Origin of the sequence: Phaeobacter porticola (assembly GCF_001888185.1) — a bacterium.
GTDB classification, from domain to species: Bacteria; Pseudomonadota; Alphaproteobacteria; order Rhodobacterales; family Rhodobacteraceae; genus Phaeobacter; species Phaeobacter porticola.
In genome coordinates this window covers 2,546,369-2,566,466 of sequence record NZ_CP016364.1, presented here as the reverse complement: position 1 = coordinate 2,566,466, position 20,098 = coordinate 2,546,369, and the positions used below count along the sequence as shown (strand labels likewise).

Genomic DNA, 20,098 nt, shown 5'->3' with positions numbered 1-20,098 from the left:
TTGGATGAGAAGAAATTTCTCCGCATAATGGAGTTTATTGAGGCTTCGGATTTGTCCGGAGCCTCTTTTGATGATGGCTTAAAAAAATTAGATGCGCGTTACTCAACTATGGAGCCAAGTAGGGACACTACAGAAGAGAAGTTGAGCATTACGATTGCAGAGCGTGATTTCCTACTCGGGCTCATGCGCGACGAAGAGTTGGTAAATGGCGATTTTACGAAAGACGGTGTTTCGAATCTGCAGTTGACTTATCGAGGCCATATGTGGCTGCAAGAATATAGAAACAACACGTTTTACAAACAGGCTTTCCGGTGGTTGGCGCGCCAGTTTGACAAGGTGTTTTCATCCATTTTCCTACCAGTTTTTACTGCTATTTTGACCGTGCTGGTGATGCAATACTTGGCCCTTTCTCCCCAATAGGCGGGATCCAAAATTTTTTTGGCCACAGAGTGTATTGGCCGCCCCACAAACATGTGACGTGACAGGGGGGCGGTGTCGGCTAGTCTCCCGTTTATGACACGTTCTCTTCTCCTGCTTTCAACCGCTTACCTTGCCGCTACTGCGGCCGCTGCCATGGGGCCATGGCAGGCAAATGAAGATCCCTGTGGTGCGGAGGTCGCCTGTACGCTGGGTGAGCGTAGCTATCACGTGATGGAGCCCGATGGCTGGAACGGCGTCTCGCCTTTACCGGTTTTGCTGCACTTTCACGGGTGGTCGCGGACGGGAAAACATGCGCAGCGCTCTGATCGGGTAGGGGCCTCGGCCAAACGGCGCGGCGTCTTGTTGGTGACTCCAAACGGTCGTGGCAAGAGTTGGAACTTCTGGGCCGCAAGCACCGAGGACGTGCCCTTTGCCGATGCGGTGCTGGAGGATGTGGCCAGACGCTACCCTGTCGATGCTGCGCGTATCTTTGTTTCTGGCTATTCCTACGGCTCTGCGATGGCGTGGCGTTATGTCTGTCACAGTGGTGACGGGATTGCGGCGCTCTTGGCAGTGGCAGGCAGTATTGATCAATCCGAGACCTGTCCTGAGGCCCCCGCAGAAGTGCGCCACGTACACGGATTGGCGGACACCGTCATGGATTTCCCGATGGGACAAGGAGGGGACAGGACCTATCCCGTTGCCCTATGGCGCAGGCAGTTGGGCTGCCCCAGGAATGGCGCGGTGCGGGGCGACTGGCAGGCGCGCAGTTTTCTGACGCTTTCGCGCACTGACTGGGGATGTGATCGAGGAACTGTGGTGCTGGACCTGCACCCAGGCGGCCATTTCATTCCACATGGTTGGATCGGACGGCAATTGGACGAGCTTTTGGGTCTCACCCCTAGCTATCCTTAGGGTCTCTCTGGTCCCAAGGCTTGCACATACGGGAAATCTTTGTCATTGCCTGCTGAAACATGCGTGGCTTGCCATAGGAAACCGGACCGATGAAATTCACTCTTTCTTGGCTGAAAGACCACCTCGACACTGATGCGTCTGTCGAGGACATCACCGAAACATTGACCGATCTCGGGCTTGAGGTCGAAGGTATTTCGAACCCTGCGGACCGGCTGAAGTCGTTTACCCTTGGCTATGTGAAACACGCCGAGAAACACCCGGACGCAGACAAGCTGCGGGTGTGCAAAGTCGACACCGACGAAGGTGAGATGCAGATCATCTGCGGTGCGCCCAATGCCCGCGAAGGCATCACCGTTGTGGTCTGTAAACCGGGTATGTACATCCCTGGTCTCGACATCACCATTGGCGTGGGCAAGATCCGCGGTGTTGAAAGCTATGGCATGATGGCCTCCGAACGGGAGCTGGAGCTGTCGGATGAACATGACGGCATTATCGAACTGCCCTCGGGCAATGTGGGGGACCGTTTTGTTGATTGGCTTGCGGTAAACGACCCTGCCAAGGTCGACACCGTAATTGAAATCGCAATCACCCCGAACCGCCCGGATGCGCTTGGCGTGCGGGGTATCGCGCGCGACCTGGCCGCACGTGGCCTTGGCAGGCTGAAACCGCTTGAAATCGAAGCCGTCGATGGCGGCTACGAGAGCCCGATCAAGGTCGAGATCGCGCAGGACACGCTGGATGGCTGTCCGCTGTTCACGGGTCGCCTGATCCGTGGTGTCAAGAATGGCCCCAGCCCACAGTGGTTGCAGGACCGTCTGACTGCGATTGGCCTGCGCCCGATCTCAACCCTGGTGGATATCACCAACTATTACACCTTTGATCAGAACCGCCCGCTGCATGTGTTTGATGCCGCCAAAGTCTCTGGCAATTTGCGCGTTCACCGCGCAGCAGGCGGCGAAATGCTGACCGCGCTGGATGAGAAAGAATACACGCTCGCCGCCGGGCATATGGTGATCTCGGATGACAATGGCGCCGAGAGCATTGCTGGCATCATGGGTGGTGCAGATACAGGCTGTACCGAGGCAACCACGGATGTGTTTCTGGAGAGCGCATTTTGGGATCATGTGCAAATCGCAACTACGGGCCGCGCGCTGAAAATCAATTCTGATGCGCGTTACCGGTTTGAACGCGGTGTTGACCCGGAATACACCCGTGCAGGGCTTGATCATGCAACCCGCATGATCCTTGACCTCTGTGGCGGTGAACCCTCTAACGTGGTTGTTGCGGGTGCGGTGCCGGATTATGCACGGTCGTATAAGTTGAACCCCGAGCGGGTAAAGTCGTTGGTGGGCATGGATATCCCCGAATCCGAGCAGCGTCAGACCCTGACCCGCCTTGGCTTTCGTCTGGAGGGCAATCTGGCCCATGTTCCCAGCTGGCGCCCTGATGTATTGGGCGAAGCAGATCTGGTCGAGGAAGTGGCCCGCATTGCATCTTTGACCAAGTTGGAAGGCAAACCGCTACCACGGCTGACACAGGGCATCCCGGCACCCGTGATGACTCCGCAACAGCGTCGCCAGCAGATTGCGCGGCGCACCTGTGCCAGCCTCGGTTACAATGAAATCGTCAGCTATAGCTTCATTGATCAGGCCTCAGCGGCGCTGTTTGGTGGCGGCGACGATGCCACCATGCTGGCCAATCCGATTTCTTCGGAAATGTCCCATATGCGCCCGGCGCTGTTGCCCGGATTGTTGCAGGCGGCTGCGCGCAATCAGGCGCGTGGCTTCATGGATCTGGCCCTGTTTGAGGTTGGCCCGGCCTTCCACGGGGGAGAGCCAGGTGAACAGCACAATCTGATCTCCGGCCTGCTGGTGGGTCGTACCGGTCCCAAGGATGTCCATGGCGCCAGCCGCGCGGTTGATACCTTTGATGCCAAAGCCGACATCGAGGCGGTTCTGGCTGCAATCGGCGCCCCTGCCAAAGTGCAGATCCTACGTGGTGCGCAATCCTGGTGGCACCCCGGTCGTCATGGCAAGATCTGCCTTGGCCCGAAAAAGGTGCTTGGTGTCTTTGGTGAACTGCATCCAAAAGTTCTGTCTGAAATGGGGATCAAGGGATCTGCTGTTGGCTTTACGATCTGGCCGGATGAGGTTCCGATGCCACGTAAATCCGGGGCCAATCGGGGCGCATTGGCTCAAAGCGATCTGCAAGCGGTAGAGCGTGACTTTGCCTTTGTTGTGGCGGATGATGTCGAGGCGTTGACGCTGGTCAATGCAGCAGCAGGGGCCGACAAGGCGTTGATCAATGACGTACGTGTCTTTGACGAGTTCATCGGCGGCAGCCTGGGCGAGGGGAATAAATCCTTGGCCATTACTGTTCGTCTTCAGCCCACCGAAAAAACCCTGACCGAAAAGGACATCGAAGGGGTGAGCGACAAGATCATTGCCAAGGTTACTAAGGCGACAGGTGGCACCTTGCGGGGCTGATCTTGCCATCCGAGGGCTGCTAATTTGCCTCGGTCAGGATTTTGATAAACGCGTCCGGCTCGGGCGCGTTTTCATTTTTGGGCAAAGAATTCGGCCAAAAGATCAAAGACAATCCGAATGCGTCGGCTTGTGTGCAGTTCGCGGTGTGTGGTTAGCCAGATGGGAAAGGTGATTGGGGCCAGCTTGGGTAGAATTCGTTCAATCCCCGGTGTGACGCGCGCGACATCTTCCATCATGGGACTGACACCAAATCCCTGTTTGACCAGTTCCCAGGACACCAGTCCGCTGCTGGATTTTATCTGAAAATTATCCGCCGTCAGATGGATGCCAAGTGGTGCTACAAACTCGATAGAGCGGCCTACATCGGCGAACCCGACAAAATCATGCCGCGATAGATCCCGTACCGATGACGGGCGACCTTGACGTTCCAGATAGCTGGTGGCGGCATAGAAATACGCGTGTCCTTCTTGCACCAGTCTGGCGATCAGCTCTGGCTGCTCAGGGCGGACATGGCGGATAGCAATATCCGCCTCACGTCGCATTAGGTCACGGATGTCATCGGCGGCTACCACATCAATGGTCAGCCGGGGTGCGCGCTGTCGCAATTGGTACAGCACCGGTGGCAGAACATAAGCCGACATCACGTCGCTGGCAGTGATCCGCACCGTGCCCTCGATCGACTGGGCCTGTCCGGTGGCAGCAAGGGCCAGAGCCTCAGCAGCCTCTCCCATCTTTCGGCCATGGTTGCACAAATCGTGGCCAGCTTCGGTCAGCACAAGGGACCTGCCCAGTCGTTCAAACAGCAGCACGCCCAGCTTCGCCTCAAGCGCGGCCACCTGCCGGGATAACGTGGGTTGTGTCAGGCCTAACCTGCGGGCCCCCGCCGAGAGAGAGCCGGTCTCAGCCGTCGCGAGAAAGGCGCGAATATGATTCCAATCAGCGTTATTCATGCAGATATGTATAACGAGCTTGCGAATTTCAGCAATTTATCTGTGGTTCTTGCATGGGTATTCTTTGGTCAACCAAGGAGCTGTACGATGACCAGTGATATCCGTTTTTGGAACAAAATTGCCCCGAAATACGCCAAATCGGCAATCCGGGATAAAGAGGCCTATCGCTACACATTAGAGCGCACGAGATCATATCTGGGGTCACATGACCGGGTACTGGAAATGGGCTGTGGGACTGGCTCAACCGCCATCACATTAGCCGAAGCCGTGGCGGATATCACCGCAACAGATTTTTCTGAGGGAATGCTCGGGATTGGGCGGCAGCGGGCTGAGCAGGCGAGCGTGCACAACGTTTTCTTTCAGTGCTGTAGCAGCGAAACGGTGCCCAAGGGCCCATTTGATGTAGTGATGGCCTTTAATCTGTTGCATTTGGTGCCTGATATGGACGCGACATTTGCCGCCGTGGCAGAACGGCTGCCACATGGTAAGCTGTTTATTTCCAAGACACCCTGTCTGGGAGAGGCACGGGGCAGTTTCAAATATTGGATGTTCTCGGTGATTATCCCACTGATGCGCCTGGTCGGAATGGCACCGAACTGCGTGAATTTCCTGAGCGTGGCAGAGCTAGAGGCGGCCGTGGAACGGGCTGGATTCGAGATTATTGAAACCGGCAATTATCCAGCCTCCACCCCCGGTCGCTATCTGGTCGCCCGACGAGACTAAGCGAAGCGGTGGACGAACTGCGCCTGCTGGTGAATACTCTGCCTGTTTGCTGACCCGGCGGTTTTTGCTGGAGCTGCAGCAGGGGCGTATATTGAGAGCAGCAACCGCGAGGAGGTGGCCAAAATTGGTCCAATCCAGTTGGTAGGCGCAGAAAAGGACATATCGTGACGTTGAACGTTTATCTCTCGGGCGAAATTCATACGGATTGGCGCGAACAGATCATTGAGGGTGCCGCCGGTTTGGATGTACGTTTTTCCAGTCCTGTCACCGACCACGGTGCCAGCGATGACTGTGGTGCGGCAATTCTGGGAGCGGAGACGAACAAGTATTGGCACGATCACAAGGGAGCCAAGATCAATGCAATCCGTACCCGCAAAGGTCTGGCCGATGCTGATGTCGTCGTGGTTCGCTTTGGCGAGAAGTACAAACAGTGGAACGCTGCCTTTGATGCAGGTTACGCAGCGGCGCTTGGTAAATCACTGATCGTCTTGTCGCAGGATGATCACCAGCACGCGTTGAAAGAGGTGCACGCCGCCGCCCTAGCAGTGGCATCAGAGCCGCGTCAGGTGGTCGAAATCCTGCGCTATGTGTTGACTGGGGGCCTCCCTGAGTGACGGGACCAACGCTTGCCACGGAACGTCTGGTCTTGCGTCCGCATGAGGTGGGGGACTTCGACGCGCTGTTCAATCTTTGGATAGATCCGGTGGTGATCAAACACACAACTGGCAAACCCGCCAGTCGCGAGGAAACCTGGACCCGTCTGCTGCGCTACATCGGACATTGGGAAGCGCTGAGGTTTGGCTATTGGGCGGTCACTGCGCGCGACGATGGTCGCTATGTGGGGGCCATCGGTTTTGCCGATTATCAGCGAGATATCGACCCGCCGCTGGGATCTGTGCCTGAGGCCGGGTGGGGGTTGATGCCTGCCGAGCATGGGAAAGGACTGGCAACAGAAGCGGTTCAGCGTATTCATCAATGGGCAGAAGAGGAAACCAACTGGACGCGGACTATGTGCCTATTGGATCCGGATAATGCTGCGTCGTTGCGGATTGCGGCTAAATTCGGGTATCTGCCAAGCTATGAGGCGCGCTATAAAGGTGACCCGACCCTGGTAATGGCGCGGGAGATTGCCCGCTGACAGCTAGCAGCTATCCATCTGTAAATGCAGCCCCACCCAATCTGGTGGGGCTGCGTCAGTAGCTTAGGCCTCTTTCTTGATTTCCACACTATGCGGATAGGGGATAGAGATACCTTCGTTGTCGAAGGCTTCCTTGACTGCTTGTGTCATTGCAAACTTCAGCTCCCAATAGTCAGCGGCCTTGCACCACAGTCGGGTGGTCAAATCGACGGAGCTGTCACCAAGATTTGTCACCCGAACCCACGGTGCAGGATCTGACATAACGCGGGAATCTGCCTCGGCCAGACGCAGGATGATAGCCTTGGCCGCATCTGCGCTGTCACCATAGTCAATGCCGAACACCATATCGACCCGACGGGTGGCATGCGCCGAATAGTTGGTGATGATCGCCCCCCAGGCTTGCCCGTTGGGTACGATGATTTGAACGTTATCAGGTGTCACCAACTCGGTGATAAACAAGTTCAGGTCCACCACGGTGCCCGACGTGCCGCCGATATCAACATATTGGCCCAGCTTATAGGGGCGGAACAGCACCAACATGACACCCGCGGCAAGATCGCTTAATGTGCCTTGCAGGGCGAGACCGATTGCCAGCGTAGCCGCGCCAAGCATGGCCACTAGGCTGGTGGCCTCGATGCCGAAAATCCCCAGAATGGCCACCAGCACAATCGCCAGCAAAACCCAGCGGATGACGCTGGCGGCGAAATTGCCCAATGTCTGATCCAGATGGGGCATCGCGTTGATGCGACGGCGCACCGCACTGCTGATAAGGCCAGCTGCGATCCAGCCGAGCACCAGAACGATCAGCGCTTTGGCGGCGCTGATGAGCAAAGGCCAAAGGGCGCCCGCCTGTTCGATCAATTGTTCCATGATCTCGATTAATCCTTGTAAGTGTCACGCATCATTGATGACGCCCCAGTGACAAGGTGTCGCTGGGGCTGGCTACGGGGCTTAATCCAGCTGCGTGATGAGTGGAACCCGAGACCTTTTTGAAGTCAGATCAGCGCTTGAGAGAGTCGCGGATTTCCAACAAGACATCCAGCTCGCTTGGTCCCGCGGGTGCCTCCTCGGCCGGGGCGGTTTCTTCCTGCTGGAAGGCCGCGTCTTTGAGGCGGTTGACATAGCGCACGAGCATGAACACCACGAAAGCGATGATCAGGAAATTGATGACGGCCATCAAAAAGGCACCGTGGGCAAAAACGGCAGCTCCGGCTTCTCGTGCCGCCTCGAGGCTGGCGCCTTCAGGGACAGTGCCCGCCAGTACGAGATAAGAATTGGTGAAATCGACGCCGCCGGTAAAGACACCGATGATCGGATTGATCAGGTCGCTGACCATGCTTTTGACGATTGCCGTAAAGGCTGCGCCGATGATGATGCCGACGGCCATGTCCATCACATTGCCCTTGGCAATGAAGTCTTTGAATTCCTGAAGCATGCTACTTGTCCCTGTTAACGAACCACTTTGTTATTGAGCAGCAAACGCGGGCACCCGCGCGCTGCCTGGTGGCAGTTTAGTCCGGTTTTTGCGGCTAGGGCTATTGATTTTGCGTTGTAAATTCGAGGGGTAGGTCCGTCGAGCCACCTTTGAGGCTGCTGCTGGTTGCGTCCTTCGCCACATTCTCAACGCAAAATGGACTTGCGTCGACCCCAGAGTGGTCCCGCGTCGGGCGTCTTTGCGGGTTAATCGTTCCGTAAGGGATGTGTTGTGACCTATGCGCCAAGCGGCTGATTGCGTCGTGGAACGACACAACATGTCAGACGGCTCCTTTGGAAGGGGCGGCGGTGAGGTGTCCGCAGGCTTTGTCACTGCGGGGGTGAGTGTTAGGTACAAGGTAGACATGAGACATGGCCACTCTTGACAATGCGATCTGGTTGACCGGCGCCAACGGTGCTGCGCAGAACGGTTCAACAACGCTGAGCGAAGGCGGTAACTCCACCATCGTGACCGGGGTCTTCACACCGGGCAGCTGGGACAGCTCCCAGAGCGGCTACCAAGTGTCCGATTTCGGTGCCTTTGGTGTCAGCGAGCCGATTACAGCAAGCTATGGTTTCTCCAATCCGGTGAGCGATCTTCGGTTCGACCTGCAGCATGTGAATTCTAACGGCAGCTCCCATGACGACAAATTCACCCTGCGGGTTCTGGATGCCAGCGGCGTTCTGATCCCTGCGGCACAGGTCATTGCGGGACTGACCGGGGTGACCCACCATCAGGTGACGATCAATGCTGACGGGACGGTCTCCATCGAAGGGGAGGGCAGCACAGCTGCCAATATCGGCGTCGCGATTGACGGGCCGATTTCGCAGCTGGATGTGACTTTTGACAATGGCAGCGATGCGTCGATCTCCGGTGGTGCCGGGCTTTCGGACTTCACCTTCTCAATTCCGCCCGCACTCGACTATGTCGTGGAAGGCACGGATGCAGGCGAGCGGATCGATATCGATTATCTGGGCGACCCCGAAGGGGATCGTGTCGACAGCGGGGATGCAGCTGACGGCTCTCAGGATGATGTGATCGTGGCCGGGGGCGGCAACGATACGGTTCTCGCCGGTGAGGGGGACGACTTCGTTGATGCTGGTACAGGCGATGATTCCGTCGAAGGTGGCGCGGGCAACGACACGCTCTCCGGCGGTGGCGGGCGTGATCTGCTGCAAGGCGGGGCTGGCAATGACCTGCTGCAAGGCGGAATTGACGGCGACACGCTTGAGGGCGGCGCAGGACGCGACACGCTGGAAGGTGGCGCAGGTAATGACTCACTAAGCAGTGGCGACGATAACGACCTTCTCTTGGGTGGCGATGGCGACGATACCATTACCGCAGGCTACGGCGACGACACGCTCTATGGAGGCGACGGCAATGATCGGCTCGAAGGGCTATATGGCAATGACCTGATTTATGCCGGTGAGGGGGACGATCATGTCTTCGGCCGTGATCAGGATGACCTGATCTATGGCGAAGGCGGCAACGATACGCTGATCGGCAGCATGGGAACGGATACCGTCTGGGGCGGCGCCGGGAACGATATTCTGGCGGGCAGCCAGGGCAATGATGAGATCCACGGCGGCGACGGTGACGATCTGGCCTTCATCGGCGTCTATGAGGATTCCGATCGCATTTTCCTCGACGATGGCAATGATTTTCTGGACGGGAGCTCCGCCGGATCATCCTTCTACGGGGAAGGCGGTCGCGGCGACGATGTGATGAACAGCGGCGTTGGAAATGACACGCTGCTGGGGGGCGAGGGATATGACCGGCTGAGTGGGGGCGCGGGTGATGACTCGCTTGATGGCGGCAGCGAAGATGATGTCATCGAAGGTGGGAGCGGGGCTGATACGCTGATCGGCGGAACCGGCGCTGACAGCCTCTACGGTGACGACGATCGGGATTTGTTTGTTGGTGGGGCCGGAGACGTCGTTGATGGCGGCGAAGGTGGCGATGACTATGATCGCCTAGATATCAGTGAGCTGCGCGCGCTGGGCGGCACGCGTGTGATCTACACCAGCGCCGACCGGGAAGACGGACGGGTTGAGGTCCGAAATGACCAGGGGGACTTTGTCAGCAGGCTGACGTTCTCCGATATCGAAGAAGTCATTCCCTGTTTTACACCGGGCAGCCTTGTTTTGACTCCCGGCGGTGCGGTGCCGGTGGAAGCGCTTGAAGTGGGCGACCGGGTGGTGACGCGCGATGGCGGACCGCAGACCTTGCGCTGGACCGCGCGCCGGATTGTAACCAATGCTGATCTGGCACGGCGCCCGCAGTTCCAGCCCATCCTCATCGAAGCAGGCGCACTGGGTTCTGATGGTGGCGAACTTGTGCCGAACCGGGATCTTATGGTGTCACCGCAGCACCGGATGATGCTGACCGGAAGCCGCGCCGAATTGCTGTTCGGGTCAAACGAGGTGTTGGTGGCGGCGGTGCATCTGCTCAATGATCGCGATATCCGCCGCGCACGGACGATGGATGTAACTTACATCCATCTGCTGTTTGATCAGCATGAAATTGTCTGTGTGGACGGGGCCTGGAGCGAGAGCTTTCAGCCTGGCGATTTGACGCTGTCGGGTATGGATGCGGCCCAGAGGTCCGAGTTGTGCCATCTGTTCCCGGAGCTGGAGAGCATGGGGCGCGCCTTCCCAACGGCGCGGCGATCCCTGCGCAGCCACGAGGCACGTGTGCTGTTGTCCTCAGGACGTGGCAATATCAGGTAAGACCCCAACAGGGGAGGAGGACCCGGCCACTATTCGCAGCCGGGTCGATTTCGTTACTGGTATTTTTTGATTTCGCCGGTTTTCAGGCGCGCCATGTAGCTGTTTAGCTCGCCTTTGACGATGGGCATCAGGAAGTAGAGTGCCACGATATTGACCACTGCCATGGCAAAGATCGCTGCGTCGGAGAAGTCGATGACCGGACCCAGGCTGGCTGCGGCACCGATGATGACAAACAGGCAGAAGATCACTTTGAACACCAGTTCAGTGGTCTTGCCTTCACCAAACAGGAAGGTCCAGGCCTTGAGGCCATAATAGGACCAGCTGATCATCGTCGAGAAAGCAAACAGGATCACCGCAATGGCCAGGATGTATTTGAACCAGCCAAATGAGGAGGAGAACGCCGCAGAGGTCAGCGCCACGCCGGAGTTTCCATCGACGGTCTGGATGGCGCTGCCCGCTTCGTTCAGCACATAGAGACCGGTTTCAGGATCGCTGACCAGCTGACCTGTGATGATGATCACCAGCGCTGTCATCGTACAGATAACCACGGTATCGATGAAAGGTTCCAGCAGTGACACGAAACCTTCGGTGATCGGCTCTTTCGTCCGCACCGCTGAGTGTGCGATTGCGGCCGAGCCAACGCCCGCCTCGTTGGAGAAGGCCGCGCGCTTGAAGCCTTGAATCAGGGCCCCGACCATGCCGCCTGCAACGCCGAGACCGGTAAAGGCCCCGTCGAAGATCTGGCCAAAGGCCCAGCCGATTTTGTCAAAGTTCAGCAAGATGATCACAAGTGCGGTCAGCACATAGAGGACACCCATGAACGGCACCACCTTTTCGGTGACACTGGCGATGGATTTCAGGCCACCGATGATCACGGCAAAAACCACACCGGCAAAGATGACGCCGGTGATCCAACCGGGATAATCGCCGAGAACATTTGTCAGCTGCGCATGTGCCTGATTGGCCTGGAACATGTTGCCGCCGCCAAAGGCGCCGAGGATACAGAAAATCGAGAACAGGACCGCCATGAATTTACCGCCCGGCAGACCGCGTTCGGTAAACCCTTTGGTCATGTAGTACATCGGACCACCCGAGACGGTGCCATCAGCATATTCGTTGCGGTATTTCACCCCCAGCGTACATTCTGTGAATTTCGAGGCCATGCCCATCAGACCAGCGAGGATCATCCAGAAAGTTGCACCCGGACCACCAATGCCGACTGCAACTGCAACACCTGCAATATTACCAAGGCCAACGGTGCCAGACAGGGCGGTCGCAAGTGCCTGAAAATGGCTGACCTCGCCCGCATCATTCGGGTCGGAATAGTCACCCTTGACCAACGAGATCGAGTGCGGGAAGGCCCGGAATTGTATCAGTCCGAAATAGACGGTGAAAATTGTCGCGGCGACCACCAGCCAGGCGACGATCCAGGGAAAGCTGGTGCCGGGAAACGGACTAAAGATGAAATTGACGAACCAGCCTGTCGAGCTGGCAAACAGATCATTGACCTGCTGGTCGATGGTCTGCGCCATGAGCGGACCCGACAGCCCTAGGACGCCGGGGACGGCCAGCGCTGCCGCTTTGGAAAAAATGTTCATGATGACCCCTGTTGATCAGTTATGGGACAATGGTGACCGGAACCGGCGCAGCCTGCGCAAGGTTGCCCGCAACCGAGCCAAACAACCGCGACGACAGCGCGGAATGGCCGGTGCGACCTATGACGATGTGATTGGCACCTTCGGACTTTGCAATTGCCACCAACACCTCGGCGATATTGCCGTATTTTACCGAAGCCGTGACGCTGACGCCGCTGGTTTCAAGAGCCTTAAGCAGAGGCTGGATCAGGGCTGTTTCGGCGCGCTCCAGCTCTTCCGTGCGGCGCTTGTGGCGCTCTGCCAGCTCCGCTGCGGATAGAAAAGAATACGGAGACCATTCCAAGACATGCGCGACAACAATGCTGCCGCCCTGTGCCTTCGCCACGTCCAGCGCAAAGTTGAGCGCGGTCCGTGCGCTCGTGCTGCCGTCGTAGCCAACTACGATTTTTGAGGCCATCTGCCCCTCCCTTGTTTACGTCATCCCTGTGACGAAGTGTCTCAATTTTATGACGTTGTTGATAGGAAAGGTTCTCGATTTCCTTGTGTTTTGGGAAAATTTCGGAAAAATGTGCGTATTGCGAATATCAACTAGGAAAATTTCCGATGGACGTTCTGGATTCTCGAATTCTTTCCGCCCTCCAACAGAACGGCCAGATATCAATGGCCCGCCTATCAGAAAAAGTAGGTCTGTCTTTGTCTGCCTGTCATCGGCGTGTCAAGATGATGGAGGCCAACGGTATGATTGAAGGATATGCCGCACGGCTTAATCGCAAGAAGGTGGGGCTCGAGCTACAAATCTTTATCGAGATTAAGTTGGTCAGCCAGCAAAGAGAGAGCATTCATGCCTTTGAAACTGCGATCGCTCATATGCCCGAAGTGCTGGAATGTCATCTGATTTCGGGAGAGTTCGACTACCTGATGCGGGTGGCCGCCAGCAACACCGAAACCTATGAGAACCTCTATCGCAACCGGCTGTCGGAAATCCCGTCGGTTGCGCAGATGAAAACGCTGTTGGCAGTGTCCACGGTCAAAGAGTTTCGCGGCTACCACCTGGAGTGAGGCGGTCAGCTGCGTGGCCTGCGACGAAAGCTACCGGGCGCGGATCCTGGTGCCCGCTTGGAGGCCCGACTAAAGGCGTTGGTGTCACCATAGCCAGCGTGTTCGGCAATTTGATCCAGCGACCGTCACTGTCGGCAAGCAGACGGCGTGCCATCTCAATCCGCCAGCGCGACACATAGGCGATCGGGCTTAGTCCGGTTGCCGCCTTGAAGTGCGTGGCAAAGGCGGTGCGGGATTGACCGCTGACACGGGCCTGCTCTGCAACCGTCCAGGCCGCGACAGGATCAGCATGGAACGCAATCAGCGCCGTTTGCAGCTTGGTATCGGCCAGCGCATGTAGTGCTTCACCTGGGGCCATAGCACTGCGCAGCCAGTGCCGCATGGCACAAAAACTCAGGGTTTCGGTAAGCCGATCAAGGATGGCAAGCGTAAATGGCTTGGCGAGATTCAGTTCTTGGGTGAGCATCTCAATGGTCAGCCTTGTGCGTGCGGCTTCGGTGTCGCTGCCGCGCCGCATGATCAGCAAATCTCGCAGGCGGTCTGTCAGGGCAGGAGGGGCGCTCTGTGTGATCTGAAAGTACCCACAGAGCAGTTGAGTTTGGTGCTGACCCGTTGCTGCGCTTTCAAATGATGGTGGAATGTTGAGCGCGAGGATCGCATGCCGGGTCGGGGGCGTGCCGCTGGGCCGGTCAGTCAGCAAATGCGCGCGACCGTTCAGAACCAACACGAAATCCCCAGCCTGCAACTGGGCGCGGGTCTGGGTATCGGTCAGCTCAATCCAGGTGGAGCCTGAGAGGATCAGGTGAGAGCGGCTGAGATTGCCAGCCTGATCCACCTGCATCCCCCAAGGCGGTCTGATGTTTTTGCAGATATTGGCGGTGCCACGCACGCGCATCATGTTCAGAAGATCAGAGATGACATCGCTCATCGGGACAGATTACCCAAGCCTTGGTCTTGCATCGATGCCCGCGTGACACAGATGGCGGATCTGTGTTCTCATTTGTCCCGCTGGTATGCTTATCTGAATCTCGGCATGGGTCCCTATTGCCGCGCTTCCGCAACAAGGCACCCAAGTTCTGATGAGGTCAGCGACATCAGAAATGCAACAAGATCGGTCTTCTCTGCTGTTGAAAGATACAAGGGACGGATGCGCGCATCTTGTCCGGGCAGTTCCGGTCCGCCGTGATTGTAGAAGTCGACCACCTCGTCCAACGTTCCAAAGCTCCCGTCGTGCATATAGGGTGGTGTCACAGCAAGGTTGCGCAGGGTTGGGGTGCGAAACCGCCAGCGGTCGGCCGTGTCTTCTGTGACCTCATAGCGCCCAAGATCGGCTTCTCGCGGGGCACTGACCGTGCGAACGAGCGCGAAATCGACCTGATGAACAACGCCGGGCGCTACCTGAACAGGTAGTGTTTCTGGCGGAGACTGTCGGGCCATCTCGCGCATCTGGCCATAACCTGTGTCGTGAAACTCCTCGTCAGTGAACAGCGCGTGATCCGCACCAAATGTGTGACAGGAGGCACAGCCAGCCTTGGTGCGGAACAGATCGAAGCCGCGCTTGGCGCTCTCATTAATCGCCGTCTTGTCGTCGCCATAGTACCAGCGATCAAATGGGCTGTTGCCCAGTGTTAACGAGCGTTGATAGGCGCCAAGGGCCATGCCGATACGATCAAGCGATGCACCGGCATTGAACGCTGTCTCAAAGGCGATTACGTAATCCGGGTGTTGGTTGAGGTAGGCGACCACACGCCCGGCAGAGGGATTGGCCATCTCATTTCGAGCGGTCAGTGGGCCGATGAATTGCGTCTCAAGTGCTGTGTCGCGACCATCATGAAACAGCGGCTTAAGCAGGCCTACGTTAATTAGGCTGGGGGCATTGCGTTTGACGCTGCGCCCCTCCACCCCAACCGAAGTCGCCAGTTCCCAATTGGCAAATCCTTGTTCCGGCACGTGACACATGGCGCAAGACATAGTGTTGTTGATCGACAGCGCGCGGTCAAAAAAGATCTGCCGCCCTAAGGCGATCCGGGCGGCGGATGGCGGGTTGTCTTTGGGATGCCTTAGCGGTGGCAGACCCAGTTGCGGCATCAGACTGCGGCGCGCTGCTATTTCAGCCCAATCCAGCCCCGTTGATGGCTGCGAGCATGTCGCGGGTGAGATCTGTATCGGCGCGGCCCCCGCACTCTGGGCGCGGGCTTGCGGGGGATGCATCACAAACAGCCCAAGCAGAAGCGCCAACGCGCAGCCTTGCTGGAACCACGGGACAAGGGGCAACCACGTCCGGATCACGCGCCCTGTTCCTCTAGCAGAAGCGTTTCGACATCGCCCATCAGCAGGCGCGGATCAATCAGGCCCAGCCCATAGACGTTGCGGATCATGCCGCTGCGATCCACCAGATACATTCGCAGCAGGTGGCTGATCTGATCGTCCGCACCACCACGATCTACGACCTGGCCAAATCCATCGAGCAGAGGTTGCAGGCTGGCCGTATCGGCGGTGGTCAGCACTTGCCAGTCCAGTTTCAATGCGCTGGCAGGATCGCTGGTGACCGGATGGCTGAAGGCTGCAATTGCCTCGATGGTGTCGCGTTCCGGGTCAAAGCTGATGGTCATCAGTTGAACATCGTCGCGCAGGCCCGGCAGCTGTGCACTGGCGTCATGAATGTCATAAAGGGTGGAAAACGCCAGCGGACATCCGTTCACATCGCCACAGGTCAGGTAGACAAAACTGACCAATGTGATCTTGCCATCAAACAGGTCGTGCAATTGGAAAGATGACCCATCAGTGGTCAATACCGCGCCGTTTGGGGCCGGTTTGAACCGGTTCAACGCGTAGGATCCCGGTTCGGGTGGGGTGAACTGAAATGCGGGGTCCGTGGGGAAGACTGCAGAGAACGGTGCTAGGGGGGATCGCATGGCGGCAGGGGTGAGCCGCGCCAGCAGATCCGCCGGATGCCATGTTCCCGCTAAGGCCATGACGCCGCTCAACAGTGCTGCGGCGCAGGTCACGGAAACAGCCATTGGTATTTTGCGCATGTTCAGTCTCCAGTGATTGGCAGGTGCCAAGCCCCAGCCCGGACGCGTGACATCTAGACCGGAAAGTTTGGCAAACCCGAAACGGGAGGGCTGGGTCCGACTGCCATTTTGGCCGGTCGGACCCTTGCGAAGAGCTCACGCCGAGTAGAGCGCCGAGCTGCCAAAACGCATGATATGCGCCCGTCCTAGGCCCGCGGCATAGAAGTCGATGTTGAAATCCTCGACTAACTCTTTGCCGTCCCAGTTGTAGGCCCTCAGATACTGCACATCGTCGTCGCCTTTTTTGTCCCAATTGGCGAGCAGCGAAGACGAGAAATAGACACGTTTCCCATCCCAGCTTTGACTGACCATATTAACCTGCCGGTCGATGGTCTTTTCGTAGATCTGCGAGGGGTGGTGGGGGTCTGAGATATCAAACAGCCGGGTTTTGCCATCCATGAAAGAATTGACCCAAAGCGTCTGATCGTCGGCCGCGATCGAGATATCGACCGGCAGCGGGATATCCTCTGGGTTGCCGATGTCTGCCACCGATTTGGCCTGCCACTCACCATGGTCATCTTCATAGATGAGCCAAAGCTGCGAGGTGAGTGCTGTGGTCGAGAAAGCATAATTGGCATTTGGCCCCCAGGGGAAGCGCACTTCGAGCGGCGCGCCGGGGACGTTGAACACCTTGCGCGGCTGCCGGGTGTGCAGATCCCAGAGCACCATGCTGTTGCCAAAACGTTTCATCGCCTCGGCGTCCTGCAACATCTGACCGAAATCCATCATGTAGTTGGACCAGCCGGTAAAGGATGAGGTGAGCATGATATTCTTGCGGATCAGCGCGCGAATATCATAGCCGTAGCCATCCGCCACGGCACCATCAACAGCGACCGCGCCCTGCATGTCATCAGCTGTGGGCATCCAGTAGGTGGCGACATAATCTCCGTCATCATTATATTCGACCAGCGCCGTGCGGCCACCGTGGTCGTCTTGATTGCTGAGTCCGGTGATCATCATGCTGCCGGGCAGGGCAAAGAACGTGTGCGGACCAACAACGCCGCCAGAATCTGTGACGAAGGTCTCAATCACCTTGTGCAGCTTGGGGGCGGCAGGATCGCTGTGAATGTCGAAGATAAAGATGCGGTTGGTATCAAGTCCGCCGGTCCAGAAATAGCGCCGATCTGCGGAGAACCCGCCGTGATGGGCTTCGTTCCGACCACCAACCGAGAGACTGTGTATGACCTCTCCGCGGGTTGGGGAACCGGGGCGCAGGTCAACCGTCACCATTTTGTCTTGCTCGTCTCCCATCCCCTCAACCCCGAGGGTCCAGACGTAGACGAATTCTTCTTGGCCGGTAATCTTGGGCATATAGGGTGATTGGCAGGTCTCATCAGCAAAGGCGCGAAACGGACCAGCCATGGCCAGTGCAGTAGCAGCGGTCAATCCGCCGAATTCTCTTCTGTTCATGTTCTCTCTCCCTTTAACGTGTTTAGTGCGTTTGGCTGGCCCTTTCATTTGCAGCCGCCAGTGAATTGGCATTGGTTGTTTCTGCGTCAACGACCGAACAATGCTGAATGGCCGCCGCAGCGTGAATGGCTTCTTGTGTCAAAGATGGCAGTATACGGTTATGAATAGCCGGGGTGATGCGGCCGGATGGTCCGACCACCCCCATGGAAAAAATAGCGCCGAGACGATCCACAATGATCGGCACGGCGATGCTGGTGACACCGACATCAATTTCGCCGTCGCAGGTGGCATATCCATCGCGACGGACCCGCTGCAACTCGCGGGCAATCTGATCGGGATCGGTTTGGGTCTGCGGCGTAAAACGCATGGGCAGTGCATCAATGATTTCGCCCTGCAATTCTGGCGCGAGAAAGGCGGCAATTGCCTTGGCAGATGAGCAGGCATGCACCGGGCGCGCACCCAAACCGGGATAGATATAGGGCACAGACGGATCAGACGGGATTTGCGTGTGAATCAGATCCACGCGCCCGCCGCGATACCGGGCCAGAAACGCGGTTTCATCAAGCTCTTTCACGATGCGTTGCAACACGGCGGAGACGGCATTGATGACATGGGTGTCGGATTTCCCGGTCAGTGCGATCTTGATGAACCGCATCCCCAGCACGTAGCGGTTGCCGGTCTCGGTCTCCTCCAGAAACCCGCAGTCCAGCAGTGCCGCAATATGGCGATAGAGGCTGGCACGAGGGGTTGCCGTCATCTTGGCCAGTTCGCTTGCGCTTACTGGATTGGCTGCCGCTGCAACCGCTTCAAGAAGGAGGATTTGACGGTCCTGCATGTGATTCCCATAATTCGGACATTTGTATCGTAATTCGGGAAAATTAGATCTGGCAAGGGTTTTGACTGCGCGCCCCATCTCAGTGACCTGTCAGAGGAGGGCAGATTGGGTAGTTGCGGACCGTGTGATGCGCGACGACGATTGGACACCGCCGCCGCGTTTGGCAAAGAAACCAGCTCCGCTTAGTTGAATGCGGTTTCGCGACCCGTTGGCACGACTTCGTAACCGGGTTCTTCAGGCTCGTCATCGGTCATTTCAGGTGGGAAACCGGGTGCCGTAATATCCAGACCCGTGGCCTCCTCCAAGCGTTTGATAATGTTTGGCGACAGTTCACGGCTGCCAAAGCGCTCTTCGCCATCTTTGAAGATCTTGATCATCAATGGGTTGATCTCCAACGGAACATTATGGCGATCGGCGACGGCTTGGAACAGGCCGATATCCTTTGAGACCAGATCCATGGTGAAAGAAATATCGCGGGATCCGTTCAGGATCACCTGGCTTTCGGTTTCATGCACAAAGGAGGTGCCGGAGGAAATCTTGATCGCCTCATAGGCGGTGTTGAGATCCATTCCGGCGGCCTTTGCGGTCACCAAAGCCTCGCAGCAGGTCAGAAGATTGGCGGTTGCCAGATAGTTGGTGATCACCTTCAGGACCGAGGCTGAGCCGATTGGCCCTGTGTGCAGGATACGTCGCCCCATGGTTTTCAGCAGCGGCGCGATCCGGTCAAAGGTCTCACGGTCGCAGCCGGCAAAAATCGAGATATTGCCGGTGTCCGCCCGGTGGCAGCCACCGGATACGGGGCTGTCTACAGCGGTTCCACCTGCCTGTTCGACCATGGCGCCAAGGCGTTTGACCTCGGCCTCATCTGTGGTGGACATCTCCATCCAGATTTTGCCGGGCCCAATCTCTGGTAGCATCTGTTGCATGACCTGATCGGAGGACGCAGGTGACGGCAGGCAAGTGATTACCACGTCGCAGGTTTCCATCAGCTGCGCAGGGCCCTCCGCCGCTGTCGCGCCCCGTTTTGCGACTTGCGCCACTAGCGCCTCGTTCAGGTCATAGACGCTGAGGTTAATACCGTTGCGCAAGAGGCTGCCGCTCAGCTTGCCGCCCACGTTCCCCAGACCGATAAATCCTACTTTCATGCCGCTCTCCCTGTTGGCTGATTGGAGGAGCATTCCAAGAACGACGGCAAAGAGGAACAAAAATTGCAGTTCTTGAAGTGAAAAACAGCTGTTCGGCGCGCAGCTCTGACAGGTCCCCAGTTGGAGTGAGTATTCAAAAGGTCAT

The 20,098-nt window shown here is 57.4% G+C and carries 19 protein-coding genes and 1 pseudogene; 9 read left to right on the top strand and 11 right to left on the bottom strand.

Annotation, left to right across the window (positions count from 1 at the left end; all coding sequences use genetic code 11):
- From PhaeoP97_RS12285 to pheT, 3 genes are all read left to right on the top strand, one after another.
- The gene (locus PhaeoP97_RS12285) at nucleotides 1-420 is read left to right on the top strand and encodes a hypothetical protein (protein WP_157891255.1); all 420 of its coding nucleotides are present in this window, start codon (nucleotides 1-3) and stop codon (nucleotides 418-420) included.
- A 93-nt stretch (nucleotides 421-513) separates the two neighbouring features.
- Entirely contained in the window at nucleotides 514-1,335 is an 822-nt protein-coding gene (locus PhaeoP97_RS12280; protein ID WP_072505299.1) for a CE1 family esterase, read from the top strand.
- A gap of 89 nt (nucleotides 1,336-1,424) precedes the next feature.
- On the top strand, nucleotides 1,425-3,821 hold the full coding sequence (pheT, locus tag PhaeoP97_RS12275) for a phenylalanine--tRNA ligase subunit beta (protein ID WP_072505298.1): 2,397 nt from the start codon (nucleotides 1,425-1,427) through the stop codon (nucleotides 3,819-3,821).
- Between the two features lie 71 nt (nucleotides 3,822-3,892).
- On the opposite strand, the gene PhaeoP97_RS12270 is transcribed toward pheT, so the two are convergent.
- Nucleotides 3,893-4,771, bottom strand: coding sequence for a LysR family transcriptional regulator (locus PhaeoP97_RS12270; protein ID WP_072505297.1), 879 nt, complete (start codon nucleotides 4,769-4,771; stop codon nucleotides 3,893-3,895).
- Between the two features lie 87 nt (nucleotides 4,772-4,858).
- On the opposite strand from PhaeoP97_RS12270, the gene PhaeoP97_RS12265 reads away from it, so the two are divergent.
- The 3 genes from PhaeoP97_RS12265 (at nucleotide 4,859) to PhaeoP97_RS12255 (ending at nucleotide 6,632) form a co-directional block, all read left to right on the top strand.
- A complete protein-coding gene (locus tag PhaeoP97_RS12265; RefSeq protein WP_072505296.1) occupies nucleotides 4,859-5,494 on the top strand; it encodes a class I SAM-dependent methyltransferase in 636 nt (211 codons plus the stop codon).
- A 164-nt stretch (nucleotides 5,495-5,658) separates the two neighbouring features.
- Nucleotides 5,659-6,108, top strand: a complete 450-nt coding sequence (locus PhaeoP97_RS12260; RefSeq protein ID WP_072505295.1) for a YtoQ family protein — start codon at nucleotides 5,659-5,661, stop codon at nucleotides 6,106-6,108.
- A complete protein-coding gene (locus PhaeoP97_RS12255) occupies nucleotides 6,105-6,632 on the top strand; it encodes a GNAT family N-acetyltransferase (RefSeq protein ID WP_072505294.1) in 528 nt (175 codons plus the stop codon). Before PhaeoP97_RS12260 ends, PhaeoP97_RS12255 begins: the two co-directional genes overlap by 4 nt.
- Nucleotides 6,633-6,695: 63 nt before the next feature.
- Here the strand turns inward: PhaeoP97_RS12255 and PhaeoP97_RS12250 are convergent, their stop codons facing one another.
- Nucleotides 6,696-7,502, bottom strand: coding sequence for a mechanosensitive ion channel family protein (locus tag PhaeoP97_RS12250; protein ID WP_072505293.1), 807 nt, complete (start codon nucleotides 7,500-7,502; stop codon nucleotides 6,696-6,698).
- Nucleotides 7,503-7,632: 130 nt separating this feature from the next.
- A complete protein-coding gene (mscL, locus tag PhaeoP97_RS12245) occupies nucleotides 7,633-8,067 on the bottom strand; it encodes a large conductance mechanosensitive channel protein MscL (RefSeq protein ID WP_072505292.1) in 435 nt (144 codons plus the stop codon).
- Nucleotides 8,068-8,477: 410 nt separating this feature from the next.
- Between mscL and PhaeoP97_RS12240 the strand changes: the two genes are divergently transcribed.
- A complete protein-coding gene (locus tag PhaeoP97_RS12240) occupies nucleotides 8,478-10,835 on the top strand; it encodes a Hint domain-containing protein (RefSeq protein ID WP_072505291.1) in 2,358 nt (785 codons plus the stop codon).
- 53 nt (nucleotides 10,836-10,888) lie between these two features.
- Here the strand turns inward: PhaeoP97_RS12240 and PhaeoP97_RS12235 are convergent, their stop codons facing one another.
- Nucleotides 10,889-12,433 (bottom strand): alanine/glycine:cation symporter family protein, encoded by a 1,545-nt coding sequence (locus PhaeoP97_RS12235; RefSeq protein WP_072505290.1) that lies wholly within the window; start codon nucleotides 12,431-12,433, stop codon nucleotides 10,889-10,891.
- Between the two features lie 19 nt (nucleotides 12,434-12,452).
- Nucleotides 12,453-12,887 (bottom strand): universal stress protein, encoded by a 435-nt coding sequence (locus PhaeoP97_RS12230; RefSeq protein WP_072505289.1) that lies wholly within the window; start codon nucleotides 12,885-12,887, stop codon nucleotides 12,453-12,455.
- 146 nt (nucleotides 12,888-13,033) lie between these two features.
- On the opposite strand from PhaeoP97_RS12230, the pseudogene PhaeoP97_RS20855 reads away from it, so the two are divergent.
- Nucleotides 13,034-13,117, top strand: a pseudogene (locus tag PhaeoP97_RS20855) (AsnC family transcriptional regulator); the annotation flags it as partial.
- A 51-nt stretch (nucleotides 13,118-13,168) separates the two neighbouring features.
- The gene (locus tag PhaeoP97_RS12225; protein ID WP_237029024.1) at nucleotides 13,169-13,489 is read left to right on the top strand and encodes an Lrp/AsnC family transcriptional regulator; all 321 of its coding nucleotides are present in this window, start codon (nucleotides 13,169-13,171) and stop codon (nucleotides 13,487-13,489) included.
- On the opposite strand, the gene PhaeoP97_RS12220 is transcribed toward PhaeoP97_RS12225, so the two are convergent.
- The 6 genes from PhaeoP97_RS12220 to PhaeoP97_RS12195 form a co-directional block, all read right to left on the bottom strand.
- A complete protein-coding gene (locus PhaeoP97_RS12220; protein ID WP_072505287.1) occupies nucleotides 13,458-14,417 on the bottom strand; it encodes an AraC family transcriptional regulator in 960 nt (319 codons plus the stop codon). The genes PhaeoP97_RS12225 and PhaeoP97_RS12220 overlap by 32 nt on opposite strands.
- Nucleotides 14,418-14,530: 113 nt before the next feature.
- A complete protein-coding gene (locus PhaeoP97_RS12215; RefSeq protein WP_237028934.1) occupies nucleotides 14,531-15,778 on the bottom strand; it encodes a cytochrome-c peroxidase in 1,248 nt (415 codons plus the stop codon).
- Nucleotides 15,775-16,524 (bottom strand): SCO family protein, encoded by a 750-nt coding sequence (locus tag PhaeoP97_RS12210; protein ID WP_072505286.1) that lies wholly within the window; start codon nucleotides 16,522-16,524, stop codon nucleotides 15,775-15,777. Before PhaeoP97_RS12210 ends, PhaeoP97_RS12215 begins: the two co-directional genes overlap by 4 nt.
- 135 nt (nucleotides 16,525-16,659) lie before the next feature.
- Nucleotides 16,660-17,973, bottom strand: coding sequence for a methanethiol oxidase (mtoX, locus tag PhaeoP97_RS12205; RefSeq protein ID WP_072505285.1), 1,314 nt, complete (start codon nucleotides 17,971-17,973; stop codon nucleotides 16,660-16,662).
- A 22-nt stretch (nucleotides 17,974-17,995) separates the two neighbouring features.
- Nucleotides 17,996-18,808, bottom strand: coding sequence for an IclR family transcriptional regulator (locus PhaeoP97_RS12200; RefSeq protein WP_072505284.1), 813 nt, complete (start codon nucleotides 18,806-18,808; stop codon nucleotides 17,996-17,998).
- 182 nt (nucleotides 18,809-18,990) lie between these two features.
- Nucleotides 18,991-19,953, bottom strand: a complete 963-nt coding sequence (locus tag PhaeoP97_RS12195) for an NAD(P)-dependent oxidoreductase (RefSeq protein WP_072505283.1) — start codon at nucleotides 19,951-19,953, stop codon at nucleotides 18,991-18,993.
- Nucleotides 19,954-20,098 lie beyond the last annotated feature (145 nt).